The organism is Mesorhizobium sp. C268A (genome assembly GCF_040324475.1).
Lineage (GTDB): Bacteria > Pseudomonadota > Alphaproteobacteria > Rhizobiales > Rhizobiaceae > Mesorhizobium.
The window spans coordinates 4,510,176-4,530,329 of the sequence record NZ_JAMYVX010000001.1; the positions used below are offsets into that span (position 1 = coordinate 4,510,176).

Annotated in this window: 8 protein-coding genes; 4 read left to right on the forward strand and 4 right to left on the reverse strand. The window is 63.0% G+C overall.

The window, feature by feature from the left end; translation table 11 throughout:
- Positions 1 to 10: 10 nt before the first annotated feature.
- Both NKL06_RS22035 and NKL06_RS22040 read right to left on the reverse strand, forming a co-directional pair.
- The gene (locus NKL06_RS22035) at positions 11 to 1,051 is read right to left on the reverse strand and encodes an aminopeptidase (RefSeq protein ID WP_031207829.1); all 1,041 of its coding nucleotides are present in this window, start codon (positions 1,049 to 1,051) and stop codon (positions 11 to 13) included.
- Between the two features lie 241 nt (positions 1,052 to 1,292).
- Positions 1,293 to 1,526: a hypothetical protein gene (locus NKL06_RS22040; RefSeq protein WP_023686482.1), complete on the reverse strand. Its 234-nt coding sequence runs from the start codon at positions 1,524 to 1,526 to the stop codon at positions 1,293 to 1,295.
- Positions 1,527 to 1,711: 185 nt separating this feature from the next.
- Between NKL06_RS22040 and NKL06_RS22045 the strand changes: the two genes are divergently transcribed.
- Together NKL06_RS22045 and NKL06_RS22050 are read left to right on the forward strand one after the other, a co-directional pair.
- Positions 1,712 to 3,712 (forward strand): AI-2E family transporter, encoded by a 2,001-nt coding sequence (locus NKL06_RS22045; RefSeq protein ID WP_023691875.1) that lies wholly within the window; start codon positions 1,712 to 1,714, stop codon positions 3,710 to 3,712.
- A gap of 129 nt (positions 3,713 to 3,841) precedes the next feature.
- On the forward strand, positions 3,842 to 4,000 hold the full coding sequence (locus NKL06_RS22050; RefSeq protein ID WP_023807227.1) for a hypothetical protein: 159 nt from the start codon (positions 3,842 to 3,844) through the stop codon (positions 3,998 to 4,000).
- Between the two features lie 431 nt (positions 4,001 to 4,431).
- On the opposite strand, the gene NKL06_RS22055 is transcribed toward NKL06_RS22050, so the two are convergent.
- Positions 4,432 to 4,800, reverse strand: coding sequence for a response regulator (locus NKL06_RS22055; RefSeq protein WP_023671108.1), 369 nt, complete (start codon positions 4,798 to 4,800; stop codon positions 4,432 to 4,434).
- Between the two features lie 155 nt (positions 4,801 to 4,955).
- Between NKL06_RS22055 and NKL06_RS22060 the strand changes: the two genes are divergently transcribed.
- Both NKL06_RS22060 and NKL06_RS22065 read left to right on the forward strand, forming a co-directional pair.
- A complete protein-coding gene (locus NKL06_RS22060; RefSeq protein ID WP_023691873.1) occupies positions 4,956 to 6,749 on the forward strand; it encodes a PAS domain S-box protein in 1,794 nt (597 codons plus the stop codon).
- A 660-nt stretch (positions 6,750 to 7,409) separates the two neighbouring features.
- Positions 7,410 to 18,725, forward strand: coding sequence for an autotransporter-associated beta strand repeat-containing protein (locus NKL06_RS22065; protein WP_198027040.1), 11,316 nt, complete (start codon positions 7,410 to 7,412; stop codon positions 18,723 to 18,725).
- Positions 18,726 to 18,886: 161 nt separating this feature from the next.
- Here the strand turns inward: NKL06_RS22065 and NKL06_RS22070 are convergent, their stop codons facing one another.
- Complete coding sequence (locus NKL06_RS22070) at positions 18,887 to 20,119, reverse strand: MalY/PatB family protein (RefSeq protein ID WP_050587023.1); 1,233 nt, start codon at positions 20,117 to 20,119, stop codon at positions 18,887 to 18,889.
- Positions 20,120 to 20,154 lie beyond the last annotated feature (35 nt).

Consider the following 20,154-nt stretch of genomic DNA (forward strand, 5'->3'; position numbering starts at 1 on the left):
CTTGTTCAAGTCAATTGCACGTGTCAGCAGCCTTGAGCGCTTCGGCGCGGGACGATTTGGGCAAATCCGCGATCCGCCGGACAGAAGCGTAAAACCTTGGATAGTTGCCCGAACAAAGGTCGAACAAGCGAAGAAAGGCCGGAACCTGTTCACCGTAGACAGAAGTTGCCGCGAGCTTGGCGTTGTTGATCGGGGCAGCGAACCAGGCGTCGTATCCCCGGTATCCGGCCCAGTGCCTGTCGCGCATCCGCCGATAGCGCATCCGCAACCGGTCGATGGTTGCTGCCTTGGCGGCCGCCATCTTTTCCGGGGTGCGGGGACTACCATAGACCTGCCTTAGCTCGTCGCGCGTCTTCGCCACCAGTCCAAGAAAATCGGCGCTGCGCTTGCGATCGGCTTCGTAGCGGCGCAATCCGGCCCGGTCGCCGGCGGCGCGGAGCCATTTCCTGACGCCGCTGGTTTCGACGGCAACGGCGAACGCCTCGTTGAATGCGGAATCGCCATCCACATAGAGGCGCTGATGCGCCAGCTCATGAAAAACAAGGCTGGCGAGATAGGTGTCGTCCTGACGCAGCATGGTGCTCAGTAGCGGGTCACTCGACCAGCCAAGCGTGGAATAGGCGGTGACGCCCGAGACATAGACGTCCAGCCCCTGTCTTTGAAGTTCGACTGCGTTCTCAGTCGCGGATTTCCGGGAGAAATAACCCCGGTATGGAACGCAGCCGAAAACCGGAAAGCACCATGTTCGTGGCGCAAGCGAGAATTGCGGCGCGGCAAAAACGGCCCAGGTCACGGCGTCGCGATGGATGTCGACATAGCTGCGGTAGCTGCTGTTCTCGGGCAATGCCAGTTCATCCGTCGCAAACCGTCTTATCGCGCTGGCCGACGTCAATTTGGCGCGCAATGCCTCGGGCGTCGAAGGATCACGGATGAGTTTTGTAATATTTTTGCGGGCGGCCATGATCTGCGCGTGACCCTGCAACGACTGCGCGTAGTAGGAAATGCTCGTGCAGCCGGTCGCCCCGGACGCGATGATCGCCGCGGCAAGCATCCGAAGAACGCGCTTCACTGTTTGCCCACCCTTGCCCACCATCTCCCCATGCAGCAAACGTCCTGGTCCACCTCAAACAGGAGGCACCGGTTTCCGTCAAGAGCTGCAGGGGCAGGGGGCGACACCGACCTGGGCAGGGGCAATGCGGGATTCGCCTGCGATTGACGAAAGTCCACCGCAGGGCGGAGCGGGCGAGATACGGACCGTCCGTCGAGACGCGGTTCCCCCAAGCTGCCGCGCGCTACTGGTCCGAAAACTTCACGCTCACGCCGCGCTGGCGAAAATAAGCCTGCATCAACTTACGGCCCGAGCGGTTGTTCTGCGCCAATTTTGCCGGATCGAACACCGCCTGTTTTGCGCCCTCTCGTGTCAGCGCTGCCTTGAGCGTCGCGATATGGGCGTCGATGTCGGCATTGTCCGCCCGCAGCGAGGCATAGATACTTTCGGTCGCTTCGGCCACAGTCGGTTCGCTCACAGATGTCGTCCTTTGGTTGGTTGGGCGGCGGCTTTACCACAGATTTGCGGCTCCGACGATATCGACTGAACCGTCAGAGCACAGCGCCCAGGGCGCAAAACCGCAAAACGTATGTATTCGGCCCTGCTAAACATTGCCCGGCAGGCGAATGGGTCTAACTATCGCTAGGAAACGGGGGGAATCACGTGGCTGCCAATCGTCGAAACGACATCTCATCGTCCGAGCGGGGGCTAGGACGGATTCTTGCGGCAGGCAATGCCCATCCGCGCACAGCTCTGCCTACCGTGGCAACCATCGTCACGACAGTAGCTGCGCTGTATTTCGGTCGTGAGGTGTTCCTTCCCATTGCCATCGCGCTGCTTTTGACCTTTGCTCTGGTGCCGATGGTCTCCGCACTGAAGCGTGTCGGCTTGCCTCGGCTGCCCGCAGTGCTTCTGAGCGTGATTGGCGCATTCGCGGCCCTGGGCCTGTTCAGCTTCATTGTTGCGACCCAGGTAAGCGAGCTTGCTCAGAACATTTCCGTCTACCAGACAAACATTCTGACCAAGGTACGTTCCCTCAAGGAGACGGGCGTTGGTGGCGGCATAATTGCCAGGCTGAGCGGGGTGATCGAGCGTGTCGGTCAGGAGATCGACAAGCAGGATGTGGCGCCGCCTGCGGCCGACAAGCCCCGGCGCGAGCCTGTTCCCGTCGAGATCGTCGCCCGCGAGAGACCTCTGGAGGTATTGCAGAACATCATCGGACCGTTGATCAGCCCGCTGGCATCAGCTGGCCTGATCATCATCGTCGTCATCTTCATGTTGCTTGAGCGCGAGGATCTGCGCGACCGGTTTATCCGCCTCGTCGGCTATGGCGACCTCCATCGCACAACGCAGGCATTGCAGGATGCCGGCAAACGGGTTGGCCGCTATCTGATCATGCAATTGGTGGTCAACATCGTCTACGCCATACCAATCGCGATTGGCCTTTGGGTGCTCGGCATTCCCAACGCGCTGCTGTGGGGGTTGCTGGCACTGGCGCTGCGCTTCGTTCCCTATATCGGCCCTGTTATCGGCATGCTGCTGCCCTTGTTTCTGGCCTTGGCGGTTGCGCCCGGCTGGTCGCTGGTGCTGTGGACCGCCGCACTGTTTGTCGTCATGGAATTGGTAACCGGCAACGTCATCGAACCGTGGCTCTACGGCTCGCGCACGGGACTTTCTCCTTTGGCAATCATCGTTGCGGCAATTTTCTGGACATGGTTGTGGGGGCCGCTCGGCCTGGTCCTTTCGACGCCGCTGACAGTTTGCCTCGTCGTCCTCGGGCGACATGTTCCGCAGTTCGAATTTCTCGACGTCCTGTTTGGCAACGAGCCCGTCCTTGAAGCTCACGCCCGGCTCTATCAACGGCTCCTGGCCGGCGATCCCGACGAGGCAACTGACCATGCCGAGGAGATCCTCGAGGAGAAGTACCTGATCGATTTCTACGACACTGTCGCCATTCCTGCTCTCCTGTTGGGCGAGCAGGACCGCATGCGTGGCGTGATGGGCGATCAACAGCGAAGGCAGGTGGCGGCGAGCGCCCAAATTCTTGTGGCAAATCTTGCCGACGATGCACAGGAAGAGGCAAGCGAGGAAGATGCGCCGACAACCACCGCGGAAGGGAGCGCGAGCAAGGAAACAGATGGCATCGAAGAGGAAGAGATCGAACTGCCCGACGGCAAGGACATGTCGGTGCTTTGTGCCGGCGGTCGCGGCGAACTCGACGATGCCGCTGCCGCCATGCTCGCTCAGGTGCTGGAGGTGCAAGGTGCTACGGTGGCGAAGGCCAGTTTTGTCGATATGGAGCCGGCAGGTATTCGTCGTCTCGAACTAGAGGCGATCGACACCGTCGTGGTCGGTTTCCTGAACCGGGATTCGCTCAAGCATGCCCGCTTTCTGGTCCGCAGACTGAAGCGCGCCAAGGCAGGTTTGAGAATTGGGATTGTGTTCTGGTCAGACGCGGAGCAGGGCGATGTCGGGCAAGAAAGGCAAGCTTTGGCCGCCGACATCAGCGCCGATTTCGTAGCCCACGGCATGGTCAACGCTGTGCTTGGCGCACTTTCTCCAGCGCCGGCCGTTCCCCTCAAAGTCGTTTCGAAACGCCGCGATCGACGGCGTCCGGCCCCTCGAAAACGGATCCCGGCCCAGGCAACGGCCGCAACAGCCTAGCCGCACCGCCATGTCTCAGATTGCCGCGCCGGCGCTGGAATGCCTGGTGAGACGGCAAGATCGTCCCCCACTCGCAAGCCATGGAACAATCTCGCGGCCTTGCGGTTCCTAACACCGAAGGAGAACCCCATGCTCAGATTCCTTATCCGCCTCGGCGCGATCTACGCGGCGTTCCAGATCGGCCGAGAGTTCGGCCGCAAGGAGACCGAAATCATGCTCCTGCCGCCGCCCGTTGACTACGAGCGGCACCCGAAGTCGAGAAACGAAGCCGAGTTCGGAGAGGCATAGGACTGCTCAATCTGTCCGGTCGATCTGGCCCGTGCTGGCGCCGTCCCTGCGCGGGGCGCATTATCGTGCGAATGGATCGGCCACTTGGCTGTGCCAGGATCGATCCTGGCAACGCAATAATTGAGCCGCTATCTCTGCCGTTCAAACGCGGCACAACGAGGTTGACCGTGCGTCGAGGAATGAGTCTCTCTCAGATCTTGGCGTTGAGCCGATGGAGAAGGCATGATCAGCACGGGCAACGCACGACCCTAAGAAAGTGGAAGGGAAGAAGCACTGGTGCTGTCAATTGCCAGGGAGACCGGCATCACCGAGGATCACGGGCGCGAACTTGTTCGCCTGATCGGCACCGGCCGCAACTCGCTGCTCCGTGAGGCGCGGCAGCTGCTCCGGCAGCGCCTGGCTAATTTAGACCGAAGGTGCTCAGAGCACGGCTATCCCGTCGCCTTCTGCTGCCCGGCGGTCATCGCTTTGAGAGCCCGGACCACCTCTGCAGGTCCGGCGGGTTTCATCACTCTTACGCCAGACGAGAACGCTTCGGGGGTTTCCTCGAGCCCCAGGCCGGAATAGACGATGAAAGGAACCGCCCGCCCTGCCAAGGTTTTTGCCGCGTCAACAGCCTCGCCGTCCGACAGCCTGACGTCCAGGATCGCTGCGGCGGGGGTATGGTCCGCAAGAAAACGTTTCGCCTGGGAACATGTCGCCGCCAATGCCACGGCAAAGCCCGCCTCCGAAAGAGTGGACTCCATATCCAGTGCTATCAAGGCTTCGTCGTCGACGACAAGGACCAAGGGTTTGCCCATGCGCGGATGATCGCACGTTTGTAGATGGAAGACGAGTCGAGGCTACGACCCTTTTAGGGTCCGGTTCCCGTACGCAGCGGGTCGAGACCGCGAGCAATGGGAACCAACTGATCCAAGCCGCATTATATCTGGTTGGACTGGACAAGGTGTTTGGGATGCATGAAGCAACACAGGCGAATGTTGTCGCCTTCGAAAACCCGGGGGTGTCCAGCAATGACGGTCTGGATTTCGATTACAAGGATTTCTTCGAAAACGGCGCCGTTGCCCTCCATCTGGTGAACGCAGACGGCGTAATCGTGCATGCCAACCAGGCTGAGCTCGACCTTCTCGGCTATCCCGCAGAGGACTACCTCGGTTGCCACATCGCCGAGTTCTATCCCGACCGGGACGTCATAGAGGACATTTTGGGTCGCCTTGCCAATGGCGAGAAGATCGTAAGATATCCGGCGCGATTGAGGGCCAGCGATGGATCGATCAAGCACGTCGAAGTCACCTCAAGCGGACATTTCCGGGACGGCAAGCTGATCAACACCCGGTGCTTCACGGTCGATGTAACCGACTTGGTGCACACCCGCTCGGAGCTCAGGCAGCATGACAGTACCTATCACCAGATACTCGACGGCCTACCCGTCGCCATCTACACGACCGATCAGGATGGGACGATCACCTACTACAACCGCGCCGCGGCCGATCTGGCAGGCAGGGAGCCTGAAATCGGCAAGGATAAATGGTGCGTGACGTTCAAGCTGTTCACTGCCGACGGCAAGGAATTGCCGCACGATGAATGCCCGATGGCCATTGCGCTCAAGGAGAACAGGCCGGTCCGCAATCAGCAAGCTGTTGCGCAACGTCCCGACGGATCGTTTTTTCCGTTCCTGCCCTACCCGACACCGCTGCGGGACGAGCACGGCGCTCTGATCGGCGCCGTAAACATGCTGCTGGACCTGACGGACCGCCAACGTGCCGAAGAAACCAGGCAGCACCTCTCAGCGATCGTGGAATCCTCATTTGACGCGATCGTCAGCAAGGATCTCAACACCATCATAAAAAGCTGGAACCAGGGCGCCGAACGGCTTTTCGGCTATACCGCCGACGAAGCGATTGGCCGGTCGGTGACCATGCTGATCCCCGAAGACCATCAGGACGAGGAACCCCGCATTCTCCAACGCATTCGCCGCGGCGAGCGCGTCGAACCATTCGAAACGACCCGCCAGCGCAAGGATGGCAGCCTGGTTCCGGTTTCACTGACGATATCGCCCGTGCGTAACGCAACCGGGCAGATCACGGGCGCATCGAAGATAGCGCGAGACATCACGTCGACGAAGGAGAATGAATATCGCATCCGCATGCTGATGCGCGAGGTCAACCACCGGGTGAAAAACCAGTATTCGGTCATCCTGTCGATGATCCGGGAGACCAACAAGCGATCGGAGACGCCAAAACAATTTGAAACCCAGGTGCGCGAGCGCATCATGGCGTTGTCACGATCTCACGACCTGCTTGTATCGGCGGATTGGAAGGGTGCCACGATCAGCGACCTCTTGGCGGCCCAGGTCGAGCCTTTCCCGCGGGGGGATTTGATCGAAATGTCGGGCCCATCATTGGTGCTCAGTCCCAACGCAGTTCAGTATCTCGGGATTGCCTTCCACGAACTGGCGACCAACTCGGCCAAATACGGGGTTCTCTCAGGGGACAAGGGCCGGATCTCGGTCACATGGGGCATCACCGGTTCCGGTGCTTCGAGGCTCTTTCACCTCACCTGGGTCGAAACCGATGGGCCGCAGGTTCAGACTGTCGGACAAGGTGGCTTTGGAACCGTGGTGCTGAAGCGGGTCGCGCCCGCAGCGGTTAGTGGGCAGGGAATTCTCGAACACGGTCCGCATGGCATAACATGGAGCCTGGAAGCGCCTTCGGTTTCCGTGGCAGCTTCTGTCGTCCAGGAAGCTTAGAAGCAGGAAGCAGCCCTGCGACGAGCATTCGTCAATTGGAAGCCCTTGATGCGGCCTTTGCCGAGCGAAAACCCCGTTTCCGCTGAGGATCGCCCGTGTTCCGGGGGATTCGGCCACAGGCAGTGAAACGGCGTCTTTCTCCCCACTTCGCTCCAGAACCGGATGGCCGCCGCTGTGGCAATCATCAAGCAGCGGATAGGCGCACGCCACCGGCCTCGCAGCTCGCACTTCAGGGGGGTTACCCCTGCTTGACGTCGCTAACCGGGTCCTGAAGACGGGCTGAGACAGTGAACTCAGCGCGGTTCGGGAGGCCAGATCTGGGGGATCGAGTAAGCAGGCTGCGAGGCAGTCTTCGACAAGTGGCGAAAACGTGGCATGGATGTGACAGAGCGCCGAAAAATTAAGATGCTCTCAACAATATTGCGAGGTAATGCTCAACTCTAGGTTTCTTCTCAAGTATGTGTCTGAGTCGAGGAGAATGGATGTGCACATTAGCCATCCATGATATAGGGCGGGGGAGGCTGCATGTCGGAATTGCTCGGTGGCGAGGCGGCCCAGTTGCTCTCCCGGTCCCGCGACGGCGCTGGTCAGTCTTGCTTCGGCGTATCCGGAAACCTGCGAGGTGCAGCTTTCGATTCGCGGCTGTTGCGCGGTGGCCGCATGACCAAGTGCAACGGCGAAGCTGCCAGCTATGCGCCGTCGATGGCGCAGCTGGTCACAGCCACCGTTCGCGCGTGGGGCGCCCGGCTTTTGCCGGCGGCGCTGCTGATGGGGCTTGCCGCGGGTTCGGCCAGCAGCGCCGACAGATACTGGGACCCCAACGGCACGGCCGCGGGCCGAGGCGGCACGGGTGCCTGGAACACGACGGGGCTTTTCTGGAGCCCGAACAATGACGGCACCAGCGGGCCATATACTTTCTGGAGCAATGGCGCGCTCGACGACGCCTTCTTTGGCGGCACTACGGCCGGCACGGTGACGCTGGGCGTGCCGATCACCGCGCACAATCTCACCTTTGAAACCAGCGGCTATATCCTCAACGGCAGCACGCTGACGCTCGGCGGCGCCACGCCAACCATCTCCACGGCAGGTGCGACCACCATCAGCTCGATCATCGCGGGATCGGCGGGCATCACCAAGACAGGCGCAGGCGGACTCACGCTCAGCGGAGTCAATACATTTACCGGTGGTATCTCCGTCTCGGGCGGAGGGCTTGGGCTCGCGAATGATGCTGCGCTCGGCAACGCCAGCAATGGCGTGTCGCTTGCAAACGGTACCTCTATCAGCTCGACTGGCGCGCTGGCCGCCAGCCGCGTCATCACAATCGTTAGTGGGCGTGCGGTCGCCGGGAGCGGTGCTCTTACGGCGCGCTTCACCGGCGCTGGAGGCCTACAAGTTTCCGGCACGATCAGCAACAACGCCAATGATTACACGGGCCAAACGATTTTCGGCCAAGGCACAAACGGCTTCACCTCCGTCGCAGATCTCGGTGTGGCGAGTTCGCTTGGCGCGCCGACCGACGCGACCCTGGGCACGATCGCGGTCAGCGCTGGCGGCGGCCTGGGTGGGTCGATCATCTATTCCGGTGATGGCGACAGCTCCAACCGCAACTGGCGGTTCACTAACACTTCCAGCGGTGGCAATACGTTTCAGAACGCCGGCACCGGCAAGCTGACGCTGACTGGTGACATCGCGGCGGCAGGCGCTTTCACACTCACCATGAATTTTTCTGCGGCATCCGCCGACATGGACCTGCTGGGCGTCATCAGTTCCTCGGCCGCCCGGACGATTCAATTCAGCGGCAACGCCGGCCGGACCATCACCCTGGGAAATGCCAACACCTATACCGGGCCGACCGTCATCACCACCATCACCGTCAAGGCCGCGACCTTGGCGAACAGTGGTGCCAACAGCTCGTTCGGCACCGGCAACACGATCAACTTTCAAAGTAGTACGCTGAGCTATACGGGAGCGGGCTCGGCCAGCGATCGTACGCTGACCATCTCGGGCCCTACCACCATCGGCAACGACGGCACTGGCGCGCTCGCATTCAGCGGGCCGACGAGCTTCGTCGCGGGCGGGGTCGCCGACACACTGACGCTGGGCGGCGGCTTCGCGGGGTCGAACACGTTTTCCGGCCTGATCTCCGGCGCGGGCAATCTGACGATGAACGGCGCCGGCACCTGGGTGGTGAGCGGCGCCAACACCTTCACCGGCACCACCACGGTCCAAAACGGCACCCTCACGGCCGGCAGTTCTACTGCGTTCGGGCTTTCCAATCCGCTCGTCGTCAATGGCGGCATGGTGGACCTCAACGGCTTCGACATGACCTTTGCGTCGCTCGAGGGCACGGGCGGCAGCGTGGCACTGAATGCCGGCGCCGACCTGATCCTGAATGGCAATACCAGCAAGACCTATGCCGGCAGCCTGACCGGCAGCGGCGGTCTCACCAAGCTTGGCCTCAGCACGCTGACGCTGACCGGTGCCAGCAGCTATACGGGCGACACGACGATCGGCGGCGGCACGTTGAAGCTGGACTTTTCTCCAGCCGGCGGACCAGTCAGTGACATCGTCTCCGCTGCGTCCACCCTGAACATGAACGGCGGCACTCTGACCGTGACCGGCGCCGCCGGCGAAGCCAACACCCAGACCTTCAACGGCCTGAACATCACCGCCGGCAGCAACAAGGTGACCGCAACGTCCGGCGCGAGCGGCGGCAGCCTCACCGTCAATCTCGGCGCCGTCAACCGTACTGGCGGCCTGGTGGATTTCACACTGCCGGCCAGCGGCAACATCAAGACCACCTCGGCGACGCTGGGCGGCTGGGCCACCGTCAACGGCACCGACTATGCCGCGGTGGACGGCAGCAACAACATCGTCGCCTTCACCGCCTACGCGAACAAGGACAACGCAGCCACCTGGGTAAACGGCGATGTGGTCAGCGACACGGCCGGCGCCGCCAACACGCCTTATTTCGGTACGGTCAGCGGCAGCAAACAACTCGGCGGGTTGAAATACACGGCGGCGGCAAACTCGACAGTGACCGTCGGCGCCGGCAACACGTTGGGCGTAGACGGCGCGATCATCGTGTCGTCAACGTCAGGGACGCAGACCATCACCGGCGGCAATCTGACCGGAGGTGCTGGTGGCAGCGTTCTGGGCGTGCTGCAGAACGGCGCCGGCAGCTTCATCATCAATTCCACCATCGTCAACAATGGCGGCGCCACCAGCTTTGTCAGCGGTGGCAGCGGGACCGGGCAGGTCACGCTGAACGGCGCCAACACCTATACCGGCGCCACGACGCTGAGTTCCGGCATTCTCAACGTCAACAGTATCGGCAATGGCGGCGCGGCGAGCGCCATCGGCGCCTCGTCGGCGGCCTCGTCCAATCTGGTGATCGAGGGCGGCACGCTGCACTACACCGGCGCCACCGCCACCACCGATCGCGGTTTTACGCTGGTCAATGGAGGCGCGTCGCGCACGGTCCAGGTCGATGGCGTCACCAACCTGACCTTCACCGGCCAGGTCACCAGCCCGGACGATGCCGGCTTTACCAAGTCCGGCGCGGGTACATTGACCCTCGCAAACGCGAACAATGACTATGTCGGCGTCACCACCATTGCCGGCGGCACGCTGGCCGTAAGCACACTCGCCGACGGTGGGCTGGCGAGCGGTATTGGGGCCGCAAGCAGCAACGCGGCCAATTTGATCATAAGCTCGGCCGCCAATCTGAAATACACGGGCGCCTCCACGAGCACCAACCGGAGTTTTACGCTAGGTGCAGGCGTAACCGGCGGCGGTGTCGACGTTAGCAACGCCGCCACGACCCTGACCATGAGCGGGCAAGCGACAGGCAGCGGCATTCTGCGCAAAGAGGGCGCGGGCACGCTGCTTCTGACGGGAACCAACACCTATACGGCCGGAACAATTGTAAACGCAGGTGTCTTGCGGGCCGGTTCCACCCAAGCCTTTGGCGGCAGTGACTCCAATGGCACAGGCGTTGGCGCCATGACGGTGAATGCTGGCGGTACCCTGGACCTCAACGGCCTCAACAACACGGTCGGCGGCCTCAATGGAGGCGGCGCGGTCACGCTTGGCAGCGCCACTTTGCGGATCAACAACAATAGCACTGGCACCGGCTTTACCGGCGTGATCAGCGGTGCCGGCGGTGTGACTATTGCAGCTGGAACGCAGATTATGAGCACCGGCTGTGGCAACACTTACACGGGCGTCACGACTGTTACGAATAGCAATCTCTTTGTGAGTTGCCTTGCCAATGGCGGCTCGGCCAGCGACATCGGCATGTCGGGGGCAGCTTCCTCCAATCTCGTGCTCGCCTCAAGTACGCTGGTATACACCGGCAACAACGTCAGCATCGACCGGGGCTTGACGCTGGCCTCGGGCGGCAACTTCATCCAGGTAAGCAACGCCGCAACCACCCTTGGACTTGGCGGCTCGGTGGTTGGGGCAGGTGCGCTGGTAAAGTCTGGACCGGGCACGCTCGTGCTGTCGGGAACCAATACATATACGGGTGACACCACCGTCCGGGCCGGTATCTTGCGGGCAGGATCGGCAAGCGCCTTTGGCGGGACCGGCGGCCTGAGTGTCGGTGCCGGCGCTACAGCGGACCTGAACGGCTTCGGCAATACCGTGCGCTTTCTCAGCGATGATTCCGGCAATCCTGGCCCGGGCAGCATTATGCTAGGCAGCGCCACATTAACCATCAGCAACGGCAGCAATGCATCCTTTTCCGGCGTCATCAGCGGCAGTGGGGGCTTACGCAAGAGCGGTGGCCCGGGAGCCGCCGAAACTCTGACCGGCTGCGCGAGCAGCTACACTGGCTCGACCGTGATCGAGTCAGGATTCCTTAACGTGACCTGCCTGAGTGATGGTGGCACCAACAGCTCCATCGGGGCGTCCACGAGCGCCGCGAGCAGTCTGGTTCTCGATGGTGGCGCGCTCGTCTATATCGGTACGGGTGGCAGCACGAATCGTCAGTTTACCATCGGGACGGCCGGCGGCGCGCTCGACGCCTCCGGCACCGGCGCCATCAATTTCACCAGCACCGCGCCGGTGACGTTGACCGGCGCCGGCAACCGAACCCTGACGCTGACCGGCACGAACACCGGGAACAACTCGCTCTCGGCGCGCATCGACAATCCCTCGGGCGGCACCACAGCGCTGGCCAAGACCGGTACCGGCACTTGGATCTTGAAGAACTCAGCCAGCACATATACCGGCGCCACCAACATCAGCGGCGGCGGCGTGCTCGGCGTCGACAAGCTGGCCAATGGCGGCCAGGCGAGCAGTATCGGCCAGTCATCCAGCCTCGCGTCGAACCTGGTGATCGGCACCGGCTCGACCCTGCGCTATACCGGGGCGGGCGATACCACCGACCGCCTGTTCACACTCTCGACCGGGACCAGCTTCATCGAGTCGTCCGGCACCGGCGCGGTCGTCTTCAGCAACACGGCGGCAGTGACGCAAACCGGGAACGGTGACCGCACGATCGCGCTCGGCGGCACCAACACCGGCCTCAACACGATGGGCGGCGCCATCGCCAACGGCCCCGGCGGCGTCACCACGCTGGCCAAGAACGACAGCGGCACCTGGGCTCTGACCGGCAACAACACCTTTACCGGCAACACCGTCATCAACGACGGCAATCTGATGATCGGCAATGGCGGCACCACCGGCAATGCCGGCGCCGGCAACGTCATCGTCAATTCGCCGACCTCGACGCTGTCGATCAACCGCAGCGACACCTTCAATTTCACCGGGACGCTGAGCGGACCCGGCAGCCTGGCGCAGATCGGCTCCGGCACCACGGTCCTGACCTCGGTCGGAAACACCATCGGCGCGACCAGCGTCAACGCGGGCACGCTGCAGGTGAACGGAGTCCTGACCACGGCGACGATCGCCATGAACGGCGCCGGCACGCTGACCGTGAACGGCACCGTGCAGGGTCCCGGCGCCACGTCGTCGACGGTGACCGGCGATGCCGGGGCGAGCACGATCAACGTCAATTTGGGCGGCACGTTGCTGGCCAATGGCGACCTCGGCGGCGGCAACGACACGGTGAATGTCAGCGGCACGCTCAATACGGGCGCCGCCGCGCTGAACCTCGGCGCCGGCAACGATACGCTGGTGCTCAACGATGCCGCCGCGATCAGCGGTGTTGGCGTCAACGCCGGCACTGGCGGCGAGAGCGGTGCAGGCGACACGCTTCGGGTGGTCACCGCGATAAATCGCACGCTGCAGGGCGCCAGCGTCAGCGGCTTCGAGAGCCTGGACAAGCAGGGCGCTGGTACGCTGACGCTTTTCGGAGACCACAGCTATAGCGGCGGGACGACGATCAGCGGCGGGGTGCTGCAGGTTGGCAACGGACCAACGGCGGCCACGCTGAACACGCCAACTGTCGTCAACAATGGCGCTCTAAATTTCGCCCTGAACAACGACTATACCTTCGGCGGGACGATCACCGGCTCGGGAAGAGTGTCGAAGAACAATCTCGGCACGACCACGCTCACCGCGGACAATAGTTACGCTGGTACGACAACTGTCCTTAGCGGAACACTCATCGTCGACGGCAACCAGTCGGGCGCGACCGGAACCACCACCGTTGGTCCAAGTGCTACCTTGGGCGGCAAGGGAACGATAGGCGGCAGCGCGAACGTCTCCGGCGCGCTTGCCCCAGGTGCTCCCGGCAACGCCGCCGGAACCCTGACGATCAACGGCAGTCTGGGCCTCACCAGCGGCGCGGCTCTCAACTACAATTTCGGCCAGGCGAATGTGGCCGGCGGCGCCTTCAACGATCTGGTCAATGTCGGCGGCAATCTGACGCTGGACGGGACGCTGAACGTGACACAGAGCCCCGGTGGCACGTTCGGCCCTGGCGTCTACCGTGTCATCAACTATGGCGGCACGTTGACGAACAATGGCCTCAACGTCACCGACCCAAATTATGTCGTGCAGACCTCGGTCGCCAACCAGGTCAATTTGGTCAATTCGGCGGGGCTACAACTTAGCTACTGGGACGGCGATGCCGGTCCGCATTCCAACAGCATCGTCAATGGCGGCAATGGCACCTGGCGCGCCGCCGGCGACCAGAACTGGACCGACTCCACCGGCCTTTTCGCCGCTCCCTTCGCCAATGCCAGCTTCGCGATTTTCCAGGGCGCCGCGGGCACGGTGACCGTCGACAACACCAACGGCCAGGTACAGGCCGCGGGGATGCAGTTTGCCACCAATGGCTATCTGGTCCAGGGCGGCCCGATCGAGCTGGTCGGCGGCGCGAGCATCATCCGCGTCGGCGACGGCACGGGCGCCGGTGCAGCCTACGTCGCGACGATCAATTCGAGCCTGACCGGCAACAGCCAGTTGGTGAAGACCGATCTCGGCACGCTGGTTCTCTCGGGGACCAACAGCTATACCGGCGGCACGAGCATCAATGGCGGAACAGTCCGGATCTCGCAGGACGCCAATCTCGGCAACGCCGCTGGCGGCCTGACGTTCGGCGGCGGCACGCTGAACACGATTGCAGACATCACGACCGGGCGTGCCGTTACGCTCGCCGGCGCCGGCACGTTCCTGACCAATGGCGGCACGACGACCACATTGACCGGAGGCATCACCGGGGCAGGCGGGCTGACCAAGGACGGCGCCGGCACGCTGGTGATCGCCGGCGATGCCACGCATTCGGGCGGCACGACGATCGCCGCGGGCATCCTGCAGGTCGGCAACGGGGCGACGGCCGGCACGCTGGCCGGCAACGTGACCAACAACGCCGTCCTGGCCTTCAATCGTTCGGACAGCCTGACCTTTGGTGGCGCGATCACCGGCACGGGCGCCGTACGGCAGATCGGAACCGGCACCACGGTGCTGACGGCCAACAGCAGCTACAGCGGCGGCACGACGATCTCGGCCGGCACGCTGCAGCTCGGCAATGGCGGCTCTGCGGGCTCGTTCACCGGCGACGTGACGGACAACGGCACGCTGGCGTTCAACCGCTCGGATAACTTCACCTTCGGCGGCACGATCAGCGGCGCAGGCGGCTTGAGGCAGTTCGGCAGCGGCACGACCATCCTGACCGCAAACAACACGTATACGGGCAATACGGTTGTCGATGGCGGCACGCTTTTGGTCGATGGCGACCAGTCGGCGGCCACAGGCCTGACAGCCGTCAATGCAGGTGGTACGCTGGGCGGTACGGGCATCATCGGCAGTAATGTCTTTGTCTTCAATGACGGCGCATTGAACCCAGGTGATGTCGGGGCCACACCAGGAACGCTCACCATCAACGGCGGTCTGAGTTTGCTTAACGGCTCGACCCTCAACTACAATTTCGGCCAGGCGAACGTACCCGGCGGCGCCTTCAACGACCTGACTGAAGTCGGCGGCGATCTCATCCTCGACGGCACGCTCAATGTCGCCGTTTCTCCCGGGGGAACCTTTGGCCCCGGCATCTATCGGGTGATCAGCTATGACGGCGCCCTGTTCGACCATGGCCTGAATATCGGCACCATCCCTTCGCCTGACTTCTTTGTGCAAACATCAATCGATCATCAGGTCAATCTGGTCAACACGGCCGGACTTACGTTGAACTACTGGGACGGCGCGGCCGGACCGAAGAACGACGGTTTCGTCAATGGCGGGGACGGGCTCTGGCAAGCTTCGGCCGGCAACGACAACTGGACCGACAGCGCCGGTATCGTCAACGCTCCCTTCACCGACAGCGCGTTTGCCATCTTTGCCGGCGCGGCTGGAACCGTATCGGTCGACAACAGCCTGGGCGGCGTCAGCGCTTCCGGAATGCAGTTTGCCACGGGGGGCTACCTGATCCAGGGCAATGACATCGCCCTGGTCGGTCCGCAGTCGATCATCCGCGTCGGCGACGGCACGGCCGCCAGCGCGGCCTACAGCGCGACCATCAGTTCGAACCTGACCGGCAACACCCAACTGGTGAAAACCGGTCTCGGCACGTTGCTTCTGGCCGGGACCAACAGCTACACCGGCGGCACCGCCATCAACGGCGGTACGCTGCAGGTATCGGACGACGGTAACCTGGGTGCCGCGGCCGGAGCGCTCAGCTTCGACGGCGGCACGCTGCGCAACACCGCGGCCTTCAGTTCCGCCCGCGACGTGACGCTCAATGCCGGCGGCGGCACCTTCGAGACCAATGCCGGTCTGACACTGTCGGGCCTGATCGGCGGCGCGGGCGGGTTCACCAAGACCAGCGGCGGCGCGCTTACCCTCACCGGCGCCAACAGCTACACCGGCCCGACCACGGTCTCGGCCGGCAGCCTGTTCGTCAATGGCAACCAAAGCGGGGCAACCGGGCTCACCTCGGTCCAGAGCGGCGCCACGCTCGGTGGCACCGGCACGCTCGGCGGCGACGTTACAATCGCCGACGGCGCCACGCTGTCTCCCGGTGCGGCCGATGGCACTCCAGGCACGCTCGCGATCGCCGGCAATTTGTCGCTCTCGGGCGGCTCGATCCTGAACTACAGCTTCGGTCAGGCGAATGTTGCAGGCGGCGCGCTCAACGACCTGACCACGGTCGGCGGCAATCTGGTGCTTGACGGCACGCTCAACGTCTCGGTTTCGCCAGGCGGCACGTTCGGCCCCGGCGTCTACCGGGTGTTCAACTACAACGGTACCCTGACCAATAACGGGCTGTCGGTCGGGACGATCCCGTCGACGGATTATTTCGTGCAGACGGCAATCGCCAACCAGGTGAACCTCGTCAACACTGAAGGGCTGACACTGAATTACTGGGACGGGGCTGCTGGTCCGAAGTTCAACGGCGTCATCGATGGCGGCGACGGTGTGTGGCAGAACTCGACCGGCAACGACAATTGGGCAGACAGCACAGGCGCGGTCAATGCCCCCTTCACGGACAGCGCATTCGCGATCTTCGCGGGCGCGGCAGGCACGGTAACGGTGGACAACGGCCTCGGCCAGGTCGCGGCTTCCGGCATGCAGTTCCTGACCGACGGCTATGTCATCCAGGGCGGTCCCGTCGCGCTGGCCGGCGGACCGACATCGAATATCCGTGTCGGCGACGGCACCGCGGCCGGAGCCGGCATCACGGCCACCATCGCCGCGCAGCTGACCGGCAACACCCAGCTGGTCAAGACCGATCTCGGGACGCTGGTGCTGACCGGCACCAACAGCTACACCGGCGGCACCGCGATCAATGGCGGCACGCTCCAGGTCTCCGCCGACGGCAATCTCGGGGATGCGGCCAGCGCTCTCGCTTTCAACGGCGGCACGCTGCACACGACCGCCAGCTTCAACAGTGGCCGCGCGATGAACCTTCTCGGCCAAGGCACGGTGCTCACCGACGCCGGCACGACGCTGACCTGGGACGGGACCCTGGCCGGCGCCGGCACCCTGACCAAGAGCGGCACGGGGACGATGGCCATCGCCTCGGACAGCTCGGGCTTTGCCGGCACGACGTCGATCGATGCTGGTACGCTCGCCGTGTCGGGCAGCCTGTGCGGCATCGTCAATGTGAACGCGGGCGGCCGTCTCCAGGGCACCGGCACTGTCTGTGACACCAACAACTTCGCCGGCGGCGTTATCGCGGCCGGCAATCCCGGCGTGCCTGGCACGCTGACGGTAGCCGGCAACTATGTCGGCAATGGCGGCGTGCTGGAGATCGAGACTGTGCTCGGCGGTGATGCTTCACCCACCGACAAGCTCGTGGTCACCGGCAATACGTCGGGCGCCACCGATCTGAAGGTCGTCAACCTGGGCGGCGGCGGGGCGCAGACTGTCGAAGGCATCAAGGTGGTCGACATCGGCGGCACGTCGGCGGGCACCTTCAGCCTGCTTGGCGACTATGTCTTCCAGGGCGACCAGGCCGTGGTCGGTGGGGCCTATGCATACAGGCTCTACAAGAACGGCGTCAGCACGCCGGCCGACGGCGACTGGTATCTGCGTTCGGCCCTGGTCAACGGCGATCCCGATCCGCAGCCGCTCTATTCGCCCGGCGTGCCTTTGTACGAGGCCTATGAAGGGGTGCTGCAGGCCTTCAATGAACTGGGCACCATGCAGCAACGCATTGGCAATCGCTCGTGGGGCGAGGGTGCTACGCCGCAAGGTGCGGACCTGCCAGGCCAGGGCTCGGTCGACGGCAAGGCGATATGGGCGCGCATCGAAGCTGCCCATGCCGAGATCAAGCCGGAGACGTCGACCTCCGGCACGAACTATGACGTGACCACCTGGAAGCTGCAGGCCGGCGTCGATGGCCTGCTGCACGAAAGCGACGCCGGTACCCTGATCGGAGGGATTACGGCCCACTACGGAACCGCGTCGTCGGACGTCTCCTCGATCTTCGGGGCAGGGTCGATCGCTGCCACCGGCTACGGCGTCGGCAGCACGCTCACCTGGTTCGGCAGCGGTGGCTTCTACGTCGACGCGCAGGCCGAGGCGACATGGTATGACAGTGACATCCGGTCGGCCACGCTGGGCACCACGCTTGCGGACGGCAACAACGGTTTCGGCTACGGGCTGAGCGTGGAGACCGGACAGAAGATCGCCCTCAACGGCAACTGGTCGCTGACGCCCCAAGCCCAGCTTGCCTATTCGTCGGTCGACTTCGACACGTTCACGGACCCGTTTGGCGCCGTCGTGTCGCCCGGCAGCAGCAACAGCCTCGTTGGCCGCCTCGGCCTCTCCGCGGACTATGAAGACCAGTGGGTGGACGATGCCGGGCAAGTAAGCCGCACCCACATTTACGGGCTCGGCAACCTTTACTACGACTTCCTCGACGGAAATGATGTCGATGTCTCTGGCACGAAGCTGGTCAGCGAAAATCAGGCGCTATGGGGCGGTGTCGGCCTTGGTGGCTCGCTGAGCTGGGCGGACGGCCGCTACGCCGTCTTCGGAGAAGGGACAGCGCGGACAAGCCTCAAGGATTTTGGCGATAGCCACGCCCTGGGCGCCAAGCTCGGGTTCGCTGTGAAATGGTAGCCGCGACCGAGATGGACATGTCGACCTTGGCTTGAGCGTCGTGTCCGGCACGGCTATGGAATCCGGACTTGCGGGCCACCCGGCTCGTCGCTCTCGGACGTTTCCTTACCGGCTGCCGGCATCAAGTACCAGGCTCGCATCCGAAGCACCCTGGCGCTCGATCACAGGGATGCCAGCGCGCTGGACATGCGCTCCAGCCCTTGGCGCAACAGGGGACGCGGGCAGCCGACATTCAGGCGAATGAAGCCTTCGCCGCCAGGCCCATAGACGCGGCCGTCGTAGAGATTAACCCCGGCCCGATCGACAAAGAATTTCTGAATTCCACCCACTCGGCGATCAAGCGCGCACGCGTCCAACCACACCAGAAACGATGCGTCGGGCCGCATGGGCGTGATGCCTGGAAGGTGTTCACCGGCGAACTCGCAAACCAGATCGATGTTGCCGGCGATATAGCGCGTGAGTTGGTCGAGCCATGGCGCGCCGCTGCTGTAAGCAACCTCCAGGGCCAGGCGGCCGAAAAAGTTCGCATTCACCATGAATGACGCCTGCATTGCGGCAAGAAGCGCCCCGCGGCGCTTTTTGCTGGCTACCGAAATGGTTGCCGAAGGAACCCCGGCAAGATTGAAAGTCTTCGTTGGAGCGGTGCAGATGAACGATTTCTCGGCAGCATCTTCCGAGATGGAGGAGAAGACGATGTGAGGACGATCCGACAACCTTATGTCGCAGTGAATGTCGTCCGATATGACCAGGATCCCATGGCGCTCGCAGACGTCGTTGAGCGCCGCCAATTCTTCGCGTGTCCAGGCCATTCCGGCAGGGTTGTGAGGATTGCACAGCAGGAATGCCTTGGCACCGCCGGCCGCCAGTTTCTCGAAATCATCCAGATCGAGTTCATATCTGTTGTTCTGCAGCCTCAGCCGGTTCGTAAGCAGAACCCGCCCGTTTCCCTGAACAACTTCGAAATAGGGCGAGTACACGGGCGACTGCACAATGACGCCGTCACCGGGCTTGGTGAAGGTTCGCAGTATCGCAGCCACAGACGGCATGATCGCCGGCGCGGGAAGCAAGGTCTCCAGTTTCGGCGACCAGTTGTGCCGGTGCGCGAACCACGATTGCACGATCTCATAGTGGCGCGGATCGCGGCGTGTGTAGCCGTAAATGCCATGCTCCGCGGCCTCGCGCAGTCGCGCGATGACGGTTTCCGGAGCGCGGAAGTCCATATCCGCCGTCCACAGCGACAGCAGGTCCTGGCCCTCGACCTGGGGAGAGAACTCGTCCCACTGGTTGGCCCATTTGACGGATCCGAACTGCTGACGGTCGTGGATCTGGTCGAAATCTATTCCCGCGATATGTCGCTGCCCATGCGCCGATGCGGGCGTGTCTGCACAAGCCATTTGATAGTCACCTTGCCGCGGGCATTGCTTGTGGC

Coding starts and splice junctions, on each gene's coding strand:
- NKL06_RS22050 (WP_023807227.1), top strand. CDS start 3,842: ATGCTCAGATTCCTTATCCGCCTCGGCGCGATCTACGCGGCGTTCCAG.
- NKL06_RS22060 (WP_023691873.1), top strand. CDS start 4,956: ATGCATGAAGCAACACAGGCGAATGTTGTCGCCTTCGAAAACCCGGGG.
- NKL06_RS22065 (WP_198027040.1), top strand. CDS start 7,410: ATGACCAAGTGCAACGGCGAAGCTGCCAGCTATGCGCCGTCGATGGCG.
- NKL06_RS22035 (WP_031207829.1), bottom strand. CDS start 1,051: ATGCTTGCCGCGGCGATCATCGCGTCCGGGGCGACCGGCTGCACGAGC.
- NKL06_RS22070 (WP_050587023.1), bottom strand. CDS start 20,119: ATGGCTTGTGCAGACACGCCCGCATCGGCGCATGGGCAGCGACATATC.
- NKL06_RS22055 (WP_023671108.1), bottom strand. CDS start 4,800: ATGGGCAAACCCTTGGTCCTTGTCGTCGACGACGAAGCCTTGATAGCA.